This window comes from Amycolatopsis sp. NPDC051106, assembly GCF_040682775.1.
Lineage (GTDB): Bacteria > Actinomycetota > Actinomycetes > Mycobacteriales > Pseudonocardiaceae > Amycolatopsis.
Map to the genome: position 1 here is coordinate 21,282 of NZ_JBFBBQ010000089.1, position 15,349 is coordinate 36,630.

14 protein-coding genes and 1 pseudogene are annotated in these 15,349 nt (G+C 70.5%); 7 read left to right on the forward strand and 8 right to left on the reverse strand.

Going from position 1 to position 15,349, the window contains the following annotated elements; translation table 11 throughout:
- Positions 1-23: 23 nt before the first annotated feature.
- The 3 genes from AB0M83_RS39685 to AB0M83_RS39695 all read left to right on the forward strand — a co-directional run bounded on the left by AB0M83_RS39685 (position 24) and on the right by AB0M83_RS39695 (position 2,580).
- Complete coding sequence (locus AB0M83_RS39685; RefSeq protein ID WP_364525512.1) at positions 24-752, forward strand: SDR family NAD(P)-dependent oxidoreductase; 729 nt, start codon at positions 24-26, stop codon at positions 750-752.
- 105 nt (positions 753-857) lie between these two features.
- Positions 858-2,018, forward strand: coding sequence for an LLM class flavin-dependent oxidoreductase (locus AB0M83_RS39690; protein WP_364525514.1), 1,161 nt, complete (start codon positions 858-860; stop codon positions 2,016-2,018).
- Positions 2,019-2,067: 49 nt separating this feature from the next.
- Positions 2,068-2,580 (forward strand): hypothetical protein, encoded by a 513-nt coding sequence (locus AB0M83_RS39695; protein WP_364525516.1) that lies wholly within the window; start codon positions 2,068-2,070, stop codon positions 2,578-2,580.
- A 4-nt stretch (positions 2,581-2,584) separates the two neighbouring features.
- Here the strand turns inward: AB0M83_RS39695 and AB0M83_RS39700 are convergent, their stop codons facing one another.
- Genes AB0M83_RS39700 through AB0M83_RS39725 form a run of 6 tightly spaced genes read right to left on the reverse strand, consistent with a single transcriptional unit; the run spans position 2,585 to position 7,619 of the window.
- Positions 2,585-3,331 carry an SDR family NAD(P)-dependent oxidoreductase gene (locus AB0M83_RS39700; RefSeq protein WP_364525518.1) on the reverse strand — a complete coding sequence of 249 codons (747 nt, stop codon included), beginning with the start codon at positions 3,329-3,331 and terminating at the stop codon, positions 2,585-2,587.
- Complete coding sequence (locus AB0M83_RS39705; RefSeq protein ID WP_364525521.1) at positions 3,328-4,248, reverse strand: 3-keto-5-aminohexanoate cleavage protein; 921 nt, start codon at positions 4,246-4,248, stop codon at positions 3,328-3,330. The genes AB0M83_RS39700 and AB0M83_RS39705 overlap by 4 nt, the downstream gene beginning before the upstream one ends.
- Positions 4,248-5,090, reverse strand: a complete 843-nt coding sequence (locus AB0M83_RS39710) for an LLM class flavin-dependent oxidoreductase (RefSeq protein ID WP_364525523.1) — start codon at positions 5,088-5,090, stop codon at positions 4,248-4,250. The genes AB0M83_RS39705 and AB0M83_RS39710 overlap by 1 nt, the downstream gene beginning before the upstream one ends.
- Entirely contained in the window at positions 5,087-5,857 is a 771-nt protein-coding gene (locus tag AB0M83_RS39715) for an aldolase/citrate lyase family protein (RefSeq protein WP_364525526.1), read from the reverse strand. Before AB0M83_RS39715 ends, AB0M83_RS39710 begins: the two co-directional genes overlap by 4 nt.
- On the reverse strand, positions 5,854-6,717 hold the full coding sequence (locus AB0M83_RS39720) for a hypothetical protein (RefSeq protein ID WP_364525528.1): 864 nt from the start codon (positions 6,715-6,717) through the stop codon (positions 5,854-5,856). Before AB0M83_RS39720 ends, AB0M83_RS39715 begins: the two co-directional genes overlap by 4 nt.
- An 11-nt stretch (positions 6,718-6,728) precedes the next feature.
- Positions 6,729-7,619, reverse strand: a complete 891-nt coding sequence (locus tag AB0M83_RS39725) for a DUF6282 family protein (protein ID WP_364525530.1) — start codon at positions 7,617-7,619, stop codon at positions 6,729-6,731.
- A gap of 150 nt (positions 7,620-7,769) precedes the next feature.
- Here AB0M83_RS39725 and AB0M83_RS39730 point away from each other — a divergent pair, with 150 nt between their 5' ends.
- Positions 7,770-9,131, forward strand: coding sequence for an MFS transporter (locus AB0M83_RS39730; RefSeq protein ID WP_364525532.1), 1,362 nt, complete (start codon positions 7,770-7,772; stop codon positions 9,129-9,131).
- The gene (locus AB0M83_RS39735) at positions 9,132-10,139 is read left to right on the forward strand and encodes a hypothetical protein (protein WP_364525534.1); all 1,008 of its coding nucleotides are present in this window, start codon (positions 9,132-9,134) and stop codon (positions 10,137-10,139) included.
- On the opposite strand, the gene AB0M83_RS39740 is transcribed toward AB0M83_RS39735, so the two are convergent.
- Positions 10,106-10,897: an IclR family transcriptional regulator gene (locus AB0M83_RS39740; RefSeq protein WP_284740686.1), complete on the reverse strand. Its 792-nt coding sequence runs from the start codon at positions 10,895-10,897 to the stop codon at positions 10,106-10,108. The genes AB0M83_RS39735 and AB0M83_RS39740 overlap by 34 nt on opposite strands.
- A gap of 251 nt (positions 10,898-11,148) precedes the next feature.
- Here AB0M83_RS39740 and AB0M83_RS39745 point away from each other — a divergent pair, with 251 nt between their 5' ends.
- Complete coding sequence (locus tag AB0M83_RS39745) at positions 11,149-12,954, forward strand: alpha-L-fucosidase (RefSeq protein WP_364525536.1); 1,806 nt, start codon at positions 11,149-11,151, stop codon at positions 12,952-12,954.
- 9 nt (positions 12,955-12,963) lie between these two features.
- Positions 12,964-14,844 (forward strand): beta-N-acetylglucosaminidase domain-containing protein, encoded by a 1,881-nt coding sequence (locus AB0M83_RS39750; RefSeq protein ID WP_364525538.1) that lies wholly within the window; start codon positions 12,964-12,966, stop codon positions 14,842-14,844.
- Positions 14,845-15,036: 192 nt separating this feature from the next.
- On the opposite strand, the pseudogene AB0M83_RS39755 reads toward AB0M83_RS39750, so the two are convergent.
- A pseudogene (locus tag AB0M83_RS39755) lies at positions 15,037-15,255 on the reverse strand (HNH endonuclease signature motif containing protein); the annotation flags it as partial.
- Between the last annotated feature and the right edge of the window lie 94 nt (positions 15,256-15,349).

Genomic DNA, 15,349 nt, shown 5'->3' on the forward strand with positions numbered 1-15,349 from the left:
CGCCGGTGACCCAGGCTCGCGCCATGGGCACTTCTCGGGTGGCACTGGTGACCGGTGCGAACAAAGGACTCGGCTTCGAGGTCGCGCGGGGGCTCGCGCGGCTCGGGTGGGCGGTGCTGCTCGGCAGCCGCGACCCGGCCAAGGGCGCGGAAGCGGCCGCCCGGCTGCCGGATCCGGTCACACCGGTCCGGCTGGACGTCACGTCGACGGCGGACGCCGAGGAGGTGGCCGCCCTGATCCGGGGCCGGTACGGCCGGTTGGACCTGCTGGTCAACAACGCGGGCGCGGTCTTCCGCACCGAGCCCGCCGAGCTGACGGCGGCGGACCTGCGGCGGACGTTCGAGACGAACCTGTTCGGCGCGGTCACGATGATCCACACCTTGCTGCCCCTGCTGCGCGCGGCCGAACGGCCGCAGATCGTCAACGTCGCCAGCACGACGGCATCCCTGGCGCTGACGACGGCACCGGGTTCGACGTTCGCGGCGGCCACGGACACGATCGCGTACGCCTCCGCCAAGAGCGCACTGGTGATGGCCACGGTCCGCTACGCGACGGCGTTCGCGGCGCGTCCCGAGCTCGCCCACGTGCGCGTCAACGCGGTGACGCCGGGGCACATCGCGACCGACCTCAACGGGCACACCGGACCGCGGACCGCCGAACAGGGCGCGAAGGTGATCCTCGACCTGGCCGCCAGGGGAGCGGACGCACCGACCGGTGCGTTCCTCAACGAGGACGGCCCGGTGCCGTGGTGACCAAGCTGCTCCGTCCGGGTGACCATCCGTAACGACGTGGTCGCTGTCGGCGTCTGATTTCTCGGTGCCTGATCTTTCGGGACCCCGACGAAGCGGAGGCCGTGGATGAAGATCGACCTGTTCAACGAGATCCAGAACCCGCGGCCGTGGCCCGAAGGGCACGAACAGCTGCGGTTCCGGCAGGCCATCGAACAGGCCGTTCTCGCCGACGAGCTCGGCTACGGGTGCTGGTGGCAGGTCGAGCACCACGGCGCGGGGGAGTTCAGCCTGTCGTCGGCGCCCGAGCTGATGCTGGCCGCGCTTTCGCAGCGCACCAGCCGGATCCGGCTCGGGCACTCCGCGGTGCTCGCGCCGGGCCGGTTCAACCACCCGATCCGCGTCGCCGAGCGGGCCGCGACGCTCGATCACCTCAGCGGGGGCCGGGTGGAGCTCGGCCTGACCCGGTCGACCATTCCGGAGTGGCGCCTGTTCGGCATCGAGCCGGAGGACGCTCGCGCGCAGACGCGGCAGGCCTTCGAGATGGTGCCGAAGATGTGGACGTCCGAGCGGTTCTCGTGGGAGAGCGACGACTACCGCGTCGACGACGTCCCGATCGGGCCGAAGCCGCTGCAGCGGCCGCACCCGCCGCTCTGGCAGGCGGCGGCGAGCCCGGCGTCGTTCGAGGAGGCCGGCCGTCGCGGGGTGGGCGTGCTGGGCACGACGATGTGGGAGTCGCTGGAGCGGGCGAGCCGCCTGATCGGCCTGTACCGCGCGGCCGCCGCGGAATGCACGGCGCCGGTCGGGGCGTTCGTCAACGACCAGGTCGGGTTCTTCACGTTCGTCCACTGCGCGGACACGGACGAAGAAGCGATGCGCAACGGCGCGGCGGCGGCCGCGGCCTGGTACACGGTGACGGCGTTGACGTTCTTCGAAGCGGCGACGGAGTTCGTGCGCGCCAACGCCCGCAACGAGGAGCTGATGAAGTCCCCGGGCCTCACCGGCGACTTCCTGCGCGGCGAGGCGGCGAACTCACCGTCGGAAGCCAACCTCCTGATCGCCCGGATCCTCCAGGGCGAGCAGGTGCGCGACGAAGAGGTGTTCGAGGTCCTGAGCGCGCAGGACTCGCTGATCGTGGGCAGCCCGGAGACTTGCCGCAAGAAGCTGCGCGCGTACGCGGACCTGGGCATCGACCGGCTGATGTGCCTCCAGCAGATCGGCGGCATCCCGCACGAGAAGGTGCTGAAGAGCATCCGGTTGATCGGGGAGCTGATCCCGGACCTGGAGTGAACGCCGGTCGGTTGTTGTCGCACCAACAGTTGTCGGGCATCCTCCGTGCATGGCTGTCGTCGTCTCGTTCATCGCGGTGCTGGTCAGCACGTTCGTGTTCGTCTACAACCGGCGAACATCGCGCCGGGACCTCCTGCTCGACGCGCACGAACGCCAGCTTTTGGGCGATAATCAGCACGGACGCGCGGTGCTTTTCGAGGCGCATGCAAGTGGCACGATGGTCGGCGAACTGTCCGCCGAAGACTTTCGGTCGGCCAACCATGCACTCTCGTCGCTCAACATGCTGGGATTTCTCTGCTGCCGACGGTACGTCTCGATGCGAGATTCGATCGCGCTGTGGGGGCTGACTGCAGTGCGAGTAGTCGCCGCGGCGGAGAAGTGCGGGCTCTTGGCTCTTCGTGACACACAGCAGAAGGGCACACCGGTCTGGCCGTACCTGCGCGAGTTCGCGCTGATCGCGCAGGAACGGTCGGACCTGTACCTGAATCCGCTTTGGCTCGGTGGGTTCCGGCGGAAACGCCGCCATCGGTTCCAGGTACAGGTGTCAGCCGACGACGGCTGACTGGTCAGGCCGTGAAGCCGCCGTCTACCGGGAGGACCACTCCGCTCAGGTGACTCGCCCGGTCGCTCAGCAGGAACGCCGCCGTCGAGCCGACTTCCGCCCCGGTGCCCACCTTCCGCAACGGCGTCGCCGCGATGCGGGCCTCCACGCCGCCCGGGATCGTGCGGCGCAGCTCGGCCAGCATCGGCGTCTCCGTCGGGCCTGGCGCGATCACGTTGACGCGGATGCCCAGTGGCCCGAAGTCGTGGGCGGCCGTGCGGGTCAGGCCGATCACCGCGTGCTTCGTCGCCTGGTACGCGCCCATGCCCGAACTCCCGCGCACGCCGCCGATGCTGCTGACGTTCACGATCGACCCGGCGCCCTGGCGCTCCATCACGGCGACCTCCGCGCGCAGGCACAGCCACGTGCCCTTCACGTTCACCGCCATGATCCGGTCGAAGTCCGCTTCGGGCACCTGGTCAAGACGTCCACCGCCGCCCATCGCCGCGTTGTTGAACGCGCCGTCCAGGCGGCCGAACCGCGAGACCGTCGCCGAGACGAACTCGTCCACATCGGACGCCGAAGAAACATCACCCGTCGTATACGCGACGTCGTAGTCGCCGAGCTCCGCGGCGAGCTTGGCCAGGGGTTCCTCGTGCCGCGCAACCAGCATCACCGAAGCACCGTCCTCGGCGAACACCCGCGCGGCGTCCGCGCCGATGCCCGAACTGGCCCCGACGACCAGGACCACCTTTCCGGTCAGCAAGCTCATGCTTCTCCTCCTCGCAGTGCCAGCATCGCGCGGGCGTCGGCCGGGGTGGCGATGGGCTTGCCGAGATCCTCCACCACCGCCCGGATCTTCCGGACCTGCTGGGCGTTGCTCTCGGCGAGCTTCCCCTTGCCGATCCACAGGCTGTCTTCCAGGCCGACCCGCACGTGCCCGCCGAGCCACGCGCTGTGCGTGCCGAAGCCCAGCTGGTCACGGCCGGCGGCGAACGCCGAGAACGCGTAGTCGTCGCCGAAGAGCTTGTCCGCGATGCGGACCATGTGCTCGAGGTTCGCGTGGTCGGCGCCGATCCCGCCGAGGACGCCGAACACGCCCTGGATCAGCAGCGGCGGTTTCGCCAGCCCGAGCTCGGCGAAGTACGCCAGCGAGTACAGGTGCCCGATGTCGTAGCACTCGTACTCGAACCGGGTCCCGGACTCGCCGAGGGTCCGCAGCGTGTGCTCGATCTTGTCGAAGGTGTTCACGAACGGCTTCGAGTAGGTGTTGAGCACATACGGCTTTTCCCAGTCGTGCTTCCACTCCGTCACCTTGTCCGCGATGCCGGAGTAGACGAAGTTCATCGATCCCATGTTCATCGACGCGAGCTCCGGACGCAGCCGGTAGGCGGCCGCGAGCCGTTCGTCCATCGTCATCGAGGACGCGCCGCCGGTGGTGATGTTGATGACGGCGTCGGTCTCCGCGGTGATCCGCCCGACGATCTTCTCGAAGACGTCGGGATCGGGTGTCGGCCGCCCGTCCGGCTCCCGGGCGTGCAGGTGCACGATGGCCGAACCGGCCTCGATGGCCGCCAGGGCGGCGTCGGCGACTTCGTCGGCGGACAGCGGCAGGTACGGGCTCTGCGACGGGATGTTCACCGAGCCCGTGATCGCGGTGGTGATGATGACCTTTTCGGCCGTGCGCATCAGTTCTCCTCTTCGGCGAGTGCGCGGTAGGCGTCCAGCTTCGCGTCGTCCAGCGGTCCGACCAGGCTCAAGGCCACCTGCGTCGCGCCCGCGTCGTACTGCGCCCGCACCGCATCGCGCACCTGGCCGGGCGTGCCGTACGCGACGAGCGCGTCGAGCAGCCGGTCGGACCCCGGTGGCGCGAGGTCCGCTTCGGTGAAGCCGAGCCGGGTCAGCTTCGCGATCTGGTGGGGGAGCGTCAGGTAGTAGGCGAGCCGATCCCGGGCGACCTCGCGGGCGGCGGAGCGCGACCGGCCCACCACCGCCCACTGGACGACGGACAGGAAGAGGTCCGCCCCGACCGTCTCCCGTGCCCAGCGGGTGTGCTCCGGCGTGACGAGGAACGTGATCAGCCCGTCGGCGCGTTCGGCCGCGAGGCGCGTGATCCCCGCCGAGTAGGCGCCGAGGACCCGCGGCACCCCGGTGGCCACCTTGTCGACGCCGTCGAGGTACTCGCGCAGGAACGGGAGCGGTCCGACCCCGCGTTCGCGGACCGCTCCACTGACCCCGAGCCCCAGCACGTAGCGCCCGGGGTAGCCCGCCGCGAGGTCCCGGGCCGCCGACCCGGCGGACTTCGGCACGCGTTCGAGCGCCCGCGCGACGCCGTTGCCGACGATGAGCCGGGACGTCGACCCGAGCACCAGCGCCGCCGTCGTGAACGCCTCCCGCCCGGCGACCTCCGGGATCCAGACCATGCGGTGGCCGTACTCCTCGAGCGCCCGCACGAACCGCACCACGCCGTCGTGGTCCAGGTCGTCCAGTTCGGCGATCGACAACGCCGTGCGCGGCAGGGACAGCGTCATGCGGTCGCGTCCCGGAACGCCCGGACCAGGCCGCGGGCGGCGTCGGCCAGCATCGTCGTGTCGTTGCTGAGCAGGACGAAGTCGCAGCCGTCCCGCACCGCCTGCGCGGCCTTCTCGGGCACGCCGCCGAACGCCAGCCCGCAGCGCTTCCCGGCGTCGTGGGCGGCCGCGATCGCCGAGGCGATCAGGTCGAGCACGTCCGGCGACGCGGGTGTCGAGCCCATCGACATCGACAGGTCCGCCGCGCCGACGAACACGGCGTCCACCGTGTCCAGCGCGAGCATTTCGGGTGCGGCCTTGACCGCCTCGACGCTCTCCAGTTGCGGGATGCACAGCACGTCGTCGTTGCCCGCCGCCAGGTACTCGGCGTTGGGCCGCAGTCCCCATGCTCCGGCCCGGCTGGTGCCGCCGGCGCCGCGGACGCCGTGGGGCGGGAACCGGCACGCCCGCCCGACGGCGGCCGCCTCTTCGACCGTGTCGACGTGCGGGACGAGGATGCCCATCGCGCCCGCGTCGAGGATCTTCTGGATCGTCGACGGCGTCTTGTCCGGCACCCGGACGATCGGCGTCATGCCCAAGGCCGCGGCGGTGTTGATCAACCGGTACGCCGTCACCAGGTCCAGGGGTGCGTGCTCCAGGTCGACGACCACGAAGTCGAACCCGGCGAACGCCATGATCTCGGCCGGCTCGGTCGAGGCGATCTTCAGCCAGGTGCCGACAGGAGTGGCTTCGCGGGTGAACAGCCCGCCACCGGTGCGCCCGCTCACGGCATGGGGTAATCGTCGGCGTTCAGGACCCAGCCCGGCTTTTCCGAGAAGTCCACGCGCGGCGGGCTGAAGATGTCGATCAGCTGGTTCACACCCGGGTCGCTCGCCTCGGACGTGTGCACCGTCGGCGGCGGGATGATCGTGACGGACGGGCTGCCGATCCGCACGTGCTCGTCCTCGCGCCAGGTGGTGCTGTCGGGCAGCCACGGTGTGCGGATGTGGTGGACGTATTCCCCTTGCACGGCCAGGGAAAGCTGCTCGAAGTCGTCGTGGTGGTGCGGGGAGAGCTTGTGCGGGTCGCGCGGCCCGTCCTGCAGCGGCAGGAAGTTCACCATGAACGACCGGGTGCGGAAGATCCGCCCGAACCGCTTCGGGTCGTCCGGTACCTCGGACAGCGGGTAGAAGCGGACACGCGGTTCGGCGGGTGCCGGCCAGCGCTCCAGCAGCGTGACGCGCGGGTGGTCCTCGGCGTACGCGTCGGCGTTGGCGACCCGGTCCCGCCAGGCCGGTTCGGTCGCCTCGACCAGCCGGACCAGCGGACCGTCGCCGTGGACGCTGATCCGCGACGCTCCGGGCGGGACGACGACGAGCCCGGGTTCGGCGATGCGGGTGGCGCCGTCGCCGGTCAGCACGGTGAACGCGGGGGAGGCGCCGGTGACGACGATCGCCAGCTCGCCGTCCAGGGTGCCGTTGTCGAGGTCGTCGCCGTCGCGGGCGTCGGTGTGGATGAGGATGACGTTCTGCGCGCGCACGACCGGGGTCGCGCGCAGGTCGAGGTACTGCGCCGCGGTGATCGCGGCGCCGCTGTCGGGCCGGGCCGCGGTGGCCAGCGCCGAGCGGGGATCGTCCTTTTCGTACACGGCGAGTCCTTTCAGGCGTCGAGGTTCAGCAGGTACGTCGGGTTGTCGCGGACCATCCGCCGCAGGTCCTTCTCCGGCAGACCCAGGTCGAGCAGCGCTTCGCCGACGCGCAGCCACGCGTCGACCGGCTTCGGGTTGGCCTTCTGGCCGAAGTCCGACGCCAGGACCGTGTGCTCCGGGCCGAGTGCCTCGATCCAGGTCAGCAGGTTCTTCGGGTCCCACTTCTGGGTGCCTTCGGGGTCGTACATGCCGACCTCGTGCTCGATGAACGCGCCGAGTTCGATCAGCTCGCGGCACAGGGCGGGGTCGGCGCCGATGACGAAGTCCGGGTGGCTGACGACCATCCGCTTCATGCCCCGCTCGTGCGCCTCCTGGAACAGCGTCCGGATGTACTCCGGGTACATGTGCCCGCCGTTGAGGACGGCCTGCTGCTCCTTGATCTCGTCGAGGATCTCGAGCGCCTCGGGCTTGAGCACGCCTTCGCCGTCGACGATGTCGATGCGCTCCAGCGTCAGCGGGACGGTGGTGGTCGGGAAGGCGCCGTCCTCGGGGTGGCAGTCGATGTGCCGGCCGGAGGAGATGGTCGGGAACCAGACGACCTTGCCGCCCATGCGCAGGGTCATCCGCACGGCGTGGACGTTGAGCCCGCCGACGGTGCTGTTGAGCGCGATGCCGCCGAAGGCCTGCGCCTGGACGTCGGCGAGGCGGCCCTTCATGGCGAGGATGTCCATCTGGGTGTTGTGGTGGTGGGACTTGGCGACCATGGCGCGCATCCCGATCCGGGCGCCGTCCTGGGCGGCCTCGACGTGGTCGAAGCGGCGGGGGAACGGGCTGGGGCCGGAGTGGACGTGCATGTCGACCAAGCCGTCCAGGACGGAGGCGATGGCGGGACGCGAGCTCATGAGCGGCCTTTCGGTTCACATTATGAAGTCAAAGTTCACTATAGGACCGGCTGTCAACCCTGTGACCGCTCTTGTGCATCGACGGACGCATATTTAGAGTGTCTGACGTTCACTTGGTGAACATTCAGTTCGGAGCAACGGAGGACGCTGATGTCCACACCGCCCAGCGCCGCAGCGGCGGCCGCCCGTCCCGGCACCCCGCACGGCCCGGACGTCACCAAGGTGCGCGCCGCGATCCGCGGCGGGACGCTCGCCTACTTCGTCGACCAGTTCGACATCTACCTGCCGATCGTCGTGCTGGCCCCGGCGACGGCGTACTTCCAGGCGGCCAACCTCAGCGCGAGCACGACGGCGCTGCTGGCGTCCCTGGTGTTCGCGTCCACGCTGATCGGCCGGCCGCTCGGCGCGATCATCTTCGGCCACTTCGCCGACACGGTCGGGCGCAAGCGCACGACGCTCGTCGCCGTCGGCGGCTTCGGCATCATCACGCTGCTGACCGCGTGCCTGCCCGGGCACGAGACGATCGGGATGTGGTCGGTCGGCATCCTCATCGCACTGCGGTTCGTCGACGGCATCTTCCTCGGCGGCGAGTACACGACGGCGGTGCCGCTGGCGATGGAGTGGAGCCCGAAGCACAAGCGCGGCCTCTACGCCTCGATCATCACGTCGACCTCGCCGGCCGCGTACGCGGTGATCGCCGCGATCACGCTGCTGATGCTGCAGCTGCTGCCCTCCGTCGGGCTGCACAGCGCGTACGTCCAGTGGGGCTGGCGAATCCCGTTCTTCGTCGGCGCGGCGCTGGCGGCCGTGCTGTTCCGCTACTACCAGAAGCAGGTGCACGAGCCCCCGGCCGAGCTGACCGGCGAGAAGCACAAGCTCCCGTTCGTGCGGCTGGTGAAGAAGTACCCGCGGGCGCTGGGCCAGGTGTTCATCCTGATGACCGGCACGTGGCTCGCGACCAACATGGAAGCCGCCGTGACGCCCGCGCAGCTGAAGGCGCACCTGGACCTGTCGAGCAAAGAGGTCACCATGACCATGCTCGTGATCAACGCGGCCGCCGCGCTGTCCTACCCGGTGTTCGGCGTGCTGTCCCAGCGCATCGGCCGGCGCCGGTTCTACATCGGCTACGGCTTGGCGATGGTCGTGGTCGGCGCGGGGTCCTACACGCTGCTGATGGCTTCGAACGGCGGCTTCGGCGCGGCGCTCGGCTTCGGTGTGCTCATCGGGGTGTTCACCGTCGGCACGTTCGGCCCGATCGCGGCGTACCTGACCGAACGGTTCCCGGCGAGCATCCGGTCGACCGGCTACGGCGTCGGCTACAGCCTCGCGCTCATCGCTCCGGCGTTCTACCAGTTCTACCTGCAGCGGTTCGACGGGGTGATGCCCGCGCACCTCGCCCCGGGTGTCCTCATCGTCCTCGCCGGCCTGCTGATCAGCCTCGGCGGCTTCCTCGGCCCGGAGACCAAGGACGTCGACATGGCCGACGACAGCACGATTCCCGCACTGTCCTGAATGGACATCTGCGGGCTGGCCGCCGCCAACCCGGTGTGGGTCGGCTCGTCCGAGCTGACCATGACCCTCGACGGCATCGTCGCCTGCGTCGACGCGGGCGCCGGTGCCGTCGTGGCGAAGTCGGTGAACGAAAGCGCGGCGGCCCGGCGCCAGCTGGACATCGCGGACTACGCCTTCGTCTCCGGCGACCGGGGAGTGCGGCCTCCGGGCCAGGCCTACCTCGGTGACGGCCTGCTGAACCGGTCCGGGCTGGCGCAGGTGGACCTGGACGACTGGCTCGAGATCCTGGCCGCGGGCGTGGCCCACGGTGCGGCGCGGGACTGCCCGGTGGTCGGCAGCATCACCCTCGGCGACCCGGCCGCGGCCGCGCGGATCGGGCGTGCGCTGGCTGCGGTGGTCCCGGCGGTCGAGCTGAACATCGGTGCGCCGCACGGCCGCGAGGCGCGTGCGGTGCGTCAGCTGACCGAAGTGGACGGTGTCGCTGCCGCCGTGCGGACGGTGCGCGCGGCCGTCGGCGTTCCGTTGTTCGTGAAGCTCCCGGGCCAGGCCTCCGACGTCGTCGCGCTGGCCCGGGCCGCCCGCTCGGCCGGTGCCGACGCGGTCGGGCTGGTCGGCCGGTACCCGGGTTTCCTGCCCGATCTCGACGGCGGCTCGGTGCTCGGGTCGTGGGGTGCGTGGAGCTCACCGGGGTGCCTCCCGATGAGCCTTTACTGGGTGAGCAAGGCGTTCCAGCGGCTCGACGTACCCATCATCGGCACCAATGGCGCCCGCACCGCGACGGACGTGCTGCGGTTCCTCGCCTCCGGCGCCCGGGCGGTAGAGGTCGTCACGGCGTTGTGGATCGGCGGGCCCGCGGTGCTCCGGGAACTGGTGGACGGCGTTTCCGGGGTCGGCGACGACTTCATCGGCAGCGCGCTCGCCGGAACACGGGAGTACGCCGACGTCCCGCCGGCGCCGTCCCCGGCGTGGCTGCCCTACACCGCGCGCTGGACGTCGTCGGGCCGGTAGTGCCCGCCCAGTTCGTGGGTGAGCTCGCGCGCGGTGTCGACCACGACCCGCAGCTCGGGCGTGTCGTCGCCCATCGACAGCGTGTTGTCCGGGCCCACGATCGCGATCGTGGCGCAGATGCCGTACTCGTCGAAGACCGGCGCGGCCACCGCGACGATGCCGGGCGTGCTCATGGCCGAGCAGTGGCCGGCCGCGCGCACCCGTTCGACGTCGGCCCGCAGTTCGTCGCGCGCGGTGCCGGAGAGGGTGCCGATCAGCCGTTCCATCGACAGCTGGTCGGCGTGGTAGGCGAGGAAGACCTTGCTCTGCGCGGTGTCCAGCGGCAGGTGGCTGCCGACCCGCACGGACACGATGACGATGGTCGAGGCGTTCTCCTCGACCCGCGAGACCACCGGGCCGGTGAGCCCCCAGAGGCTGAGCACGACGCTGGTCTGCGTGGCGCGCGAGAGCGCCTGCATGTGCCGCGGCGCGAGGTTGACGACGCGGCGGTGCCCGATCGCGAACGCGCCGAGCTGCAGGAGCAGCCCGCCGGGCACGTAGCCGCCGTCGGCGCTGCGTTCCAGCAGGCCGGCCGCGACGAGCGAGGTGCAGTACCGGTACGCCGTGGTGCGGTTCAGGCCGAGCCGTTCGGCGACCTGGGCGGCGGTGACGTCGGGGGTCGCCGGGTCGAACAGCGAGAGGATCTGGCTGACCCGGCTCACCGCCTGGATGTCCGCCTGGTCGGCACGGGCGTCCGGGGACCGCGTCGGTTTGGTCACGGGAAGCCTCCGCCGGAAGTCTGGAATCGCTGTTCACTTCGTGAACACGGGCATCAGGTTACCGGACCGGACGCTTCCCCTTGACCCATCGGATCAATCTCCCGCGAAAGCCGGATCCGTGACAAGTTCACGCCACTCTTTGTCAACTGGTCAGGTCTAGACATCCGATGGATCGCCGACCTAGTCTGGCGATCGTCCACCCCGTCTCGCCGCCGCCGGGCTCGTGGCCGCGGTCCGTCACCAGGAGAGTCATGACGTTTCGCGGTCTGGTCCTCGCGGTCGCCGTCGTTTCCGGCACGGTGGTGGCGGTTCCGGCCGCCGGGGCCGACGGGTGCGCCGGGCCGATCCGGCCGGCCACCATCATGACCGTCCGCTCCTGCGACAGCCCGGACCGCGTCGTCGCGAAGGCCGCGGCCGTCATCCCGCGGAAGGGGCAGCTGGCCTGGCAGCAGCGGCCGGTCACGGCGTTCACCCACTTCGGGATGAACACCTTCACCGGCCGCGAATGGGGTTCCGGCGCCGAGCACGAGTCCACCTTCGCGCCGCCGGCCGTCGACACCGCCCAGTGGATGCGGTCCCTCAAGGCCGCCGGCGTCACGCAGGTGATGCTCACCGCCAAGCACCACGACGGCTTCGTCCTCTACCCGACGCGCTACACCAACCACTCGGTGGTCGCGAGCCCGTGGTGGCTGACCCCCGGGTGCGCCGACCCGGCCCGCGACGCGGCCGAAGCCGCGCGGAACCAGGACCCGTCCGCCTATTGGCAGACGCGGAACACCCGCTGCGCCAACCCGCGCGGCGACATCCTGCGCGACTACGTCGACTCCGCGCGCGCCGCCGGGCTCAAGGTCGGCGTCTACCTGTCGCCCGCCGACGGCGCGGAGCTGCCCAAGACGTTCTTCGCCGACGAAGTGCGGCGCATCGAAGCGAAGGTTGCGGCCGGGCAGCCGTTGAGCATCGAAGAACAGGCCACGTACGAAGACCGCGCGAGCGCGCCGCGGGGGCAGGGCCGCTACGGGACGAACAGCCCGGTCACGCGCCGGACCATCCCGACGCTCGTGCCGCACGACGACCGCGCGGCCGCTCTTGTTCTGGGCAAGCTGCCGAGGTTCACCGTCGACGAAGACGACTACAACGCCTACTACCTCAACCAGATCTACGAGCTGTTCACCCAGTACGGCCCGATCGACGAGCTGTGGCTGGACGGCGCGAACCCCTGGCGCGACCACGGGATCAGCGAAACCTACGACTTCACGACGTGGTTCAAGATGATTCACGCGCTGTCCCCGGACACCGTCACCTTCGCCGGGCCCGCAGGGGTGCGCTGGGTCGGCAACGAGGCCGGGCAGGCGCGCGAGACCGAGTGGAGCGCGCTCCCCACCACCGGGGACCCTCGGACCGCGCACAACGAAGAGCTGTTCCTCGGCGGCGCGACCGCGGCCGACTTGGGGTCGCGGCAGAAGCTGGCCGATCCGTCGGTGCGGTACTTGCAGTGGGCGCCCGCGGAGTCGGACGTCTCGATCCGGCCCGGCTGGTTCTTCCACCCTTCCGAACAGCCGAAGTCCGCCGCGCAGCTCGTCGAGATCTACCGCCGGACGGTCGGGCGCAACTCGTCGCTGCTGCTCAACGTGCCACCGGGGCCGGACGGTCGGATCGCGCCCGCCGACACCGCCGCGCTGGCCGGGTTCGGCCGGGCCATCGCCCGGACGGAGGGCCGCAACCTCGCTGTTGGTGCTCCCGGTGCCGTCACGGACTCGTCGGTCACCACGGCGGAACCCCTGGACCGTCCTCTCGACGTCCGGCTGCCGCGGCCGGTCACATTCGACCAGATCCGGCTCGGCGAGGACATCACCCGCGGCCAGCACGTGGAAGGCGCGCTCGTGCAGGCCGAGGTCGGCGGCACCTGGCAGACCCTCGCCACGGTGACCACGATCGGCTACACCCGCCTGGTCACGCTGCCCGCGCCGGTGACCACCGCGCACCTTCGCGTCGTCGTCACGCAGTCCCGCGCCACGCCGTACCTGGCCACTTTCGCGTTGTACCGGACAGCCAGCTGAAAGGGAGTCATGACCCGCCGCCGAGCTCTGTTCGCCGCCGTCGTCACGGTGGCCGCCACCCTCACCGCCGCCACCCTCACCGCCGCCGGGCCCGCCGCCGCCGCGAGTGGCGCGGTACCCGTCGTTTCACCCACGCCGCAGCAGATCACCCGGACGTCCGCGGACGTGTCACTGCCGTCGTCGGTCGCGCTCGTCACCGACGGCAGTACCGACGCGGCGGCGAAGGACTTGCTGACCTCGCTGTTGCACGACCACGGTGTCCAGCGGATCACTTCCGGCGGCCACGGTCTGACCGTGCGCCTCGGCGGGGCGTCGGACGAAACGCCCTCGCAGGCCGAGGGGTACGCGCTGAGCGTGTCCCGGGCCGGGATCACGATCGCCGGCCGCGACGGCGCCGGGCAGTACTACGGCGTGCAGACGCTGCGGCAGCTGTTCGTCCGCGCGGGACGCGGGTGGGCGGTGAGCGGCGCGGCCGTGCGCGACTGGCCGAACATGGCGCTGCGCGGGTCGATCGAAGGCTTCTACGGTCCGCCGTGGACGACCGCGGACCGGCTTCGGCAGATCGCTTTCCTCGGCGAGGTCAAGGCGAACACGTACATCTACAGCGCGAAGGACGACACGTATCTGCGGGCGCGCTGGCGTGAGCCGTACCCGGCGGACGAGCTGGCCACGCTCGGGCAGCTCGTGCGGTCGGCCGTGGCTCACCACGTCGAGTTCACGTACGCGCTCTCGCCCGGCGTCTCGGTCTGCTTCTCGTCGCCGGCGGACATCGCGGCGGTCGAGGCGAAGTTCCAGGCGGTGTACGACCTCGGCGTCCGGTCGTTCTCGATGCCGTTCGACGACATCTCGTACACGAAGTGGAACTGTGACGCCGACCAGGTGGCCTTCGGGGCGCCCGGCCAGGCGGCGGCCGGCACGGCCCAGGTCTCGCTGCTCAACACGATCACCGAGAAGTTCGTGCGGACACACGACGGCGTCCGTCCTTTGCAGACGGTGCCGACGGAGTACAGCGACCTGAAGGATTCGCCGTACAAGACCGAGCTGCGTGAGCACCTCGACCCGTCGGTGGTGGTGCAGTGGACCGGAACCGACGTCGTCCCGCCGAGCGTGACCACGGACGAGGCCGCTCAGGTATCGGCGGTGTACGGGCGCAAGGTGTTCCTGTGGGACAACTATCCGGTTAACGACTACGAGCAGTCGGCGGGTCGGCTGCTGCTCGCGCCCTACGCACAGCGGGAGGCAGGGCTGTCCCGGTACCTCAACGGAATCGTCGCCAACCCGATGAACCAGGAGGCAGCGAGCGAGGTCGCCGAGTTCGGCGCCGCGGACTTCGCGTGGAACGACGCGGGTTACGCGCCTGCGCGGTCGTGGCCGCAGGCGTTGGCGCGTCTGGCGGGCGGTGATCCGCGGGCATCCGCCGCTTTGGCCGTCTTCGCGGACCTCGAGCACCTCGCGCCGACGTTCGGCCCGACGCCGTGGCAGCCACAGGCCCCGGTGCTGGCCGCCCGGGCTGCCGCGTTCTGGTCGCGGTGGAACGGTGGTGACCACCATGCTTTGTCCGATCTGCGCGCGTACGCGGTCCAGATCCGCGATGCGGCCGGGGTGATCCGCGGTGGGGGTGTGCAGAGTGCGTTCGTCGCGGAGGCGGGGCCGTGGCTGGACGCGACGACGTTGTGGGGCGACGCGCTGGTGACCCGGCTGGACGCGCTCGCGGCGTCTTCGCGGGGCGAGGTGGCTCGCGCTTCGCGGCTCACCGCTCGTGCGGACGACTTGGTGACGCGGGCGCAGGCGGTGAAGACCGGCAACACGAACCGGTGGGGTGTCCGGCAGGCGCTTGTGGGTGATGGCGTTCTCGACGCCTTGCTTGTGCAGCTTCGGGAGCGGACATGAGTCGGTGAGCGGGCGGAGTTGGTTTCCGGGACGGTTGCACCGAGGCGACGATTGATGTTCGCTCTGCCGGGTGCCGGGTGCCGGGTGCCGGGTGCCGGGTGCCGGGTGCCGGGTGCCGGGTGCCGGGTGGACCTTTGTGTAGCGCGTGGGTTAGGCCCGTAGCCGGTTGGCTGCGGGCCTGTCCCGTTTTGTTCATGCCGCGAATGGCAGTGGTTGGTGGAGGTTGTTGCGCCGGGGTTTTCGGCGTTTGTCCAGGAACACGGGTGGAAGGAACTCCGGTAGGCCGTCGGCGGCGATGCGGACTTGCCAGCCGGAGCGGTGCAGGAGCCGGTGGTGGTGGGCGCAGAGCAGGACCAGGTTGCCCAGCTCGGTCGGCCCGCCATCAGCCCAGTGGTGAATGTGGTGTCCCTTGAGCTTGCCCCGGTCAGGCGGACAGGTGGGCGTGTGTTGATTCGTAGGCTACCGGACTGCGATAGCCACGTGAAGAGTGCAATCTCTCGTTGTT

Coding starts and splice junctions, on each gene's coding strand:
- AB0M83_RS39685 (WP_364525512.1), top strand. CDS start 24: ATGGGCACTTCTCGGGTGGCACTGGTGACCGGTGCGAACAAAGGACTC.
- AB0M83_RS39690 (WP_364525514.1), top strand. CDS start 858: ATGAAGATCGACCTGTTCAACGAGATCCAGAACCCGCGGCCGTGGCCC.
- AB0M83_RS39695 (WP_364525516.1), top strand. CDS start 2,068: ATGGCTGTCGTCGTCTCGTTCATCGCGGTGCTGGTCAGCACGTTCGTG.
- AB0M83_RS39700 (WP_364525518.1), bottom strand. CDS start 3,331: ATGAGCTTGCTGACCGGAAAGGTGGTCCTGGTCGTCGGGGCCAGTTCG.
- AB0M83_RS39705 (WP_364525521.1), bottom strand. CDS start 4,248: ATGCGCACGGCCGAAAAGGTCATCATCACCACCGCGATCACGGGCTCG.
- AB0M83_RS39710 (WP_364525523.1), bottom strand. CDS start 5,090: ATGACGCTGTCCCTGCCGCGCACGGCGTTGTCGATCGCCGAACTGGAC.
- AB0M83_RS39725 (WP_364525530.1), bottom strand. CDS start 7,619: ATGAGCTCGCGTCCCGCCATCGCCTCCGTCCTGGACGGCTTGGTCGAC.
- AB0M83_RS39730 (WP_364525532.1), top strand. CDS start 7,770: ATGTCCACACCGCCCAGCGCCGCAGCGGCGGCCGCCCGTCCCGGCACC.
- AB0M83_RS39735 (WP_364525534.1), top strand. CDS start 9,132: ATGGACATCTGCGGGCTGGCCGCCGCCAACCCGGTGTGGGTCGGCTCG.
- AB0M83_RS39745 (WP_364525536.1), top strand. CDS start 11,149: ATGACGTTTCGCGGTCTGGTCCTCGCGGTCGCCGTCGTTTCCGGCACG.
- AB0M83_RS39750 (WP_364525538.1), top strand. CDS start 12,964: ATGACCCGCCGCCGAGCTCTGTTCGCCGCCGTCGTCACGGTGGCCGCC.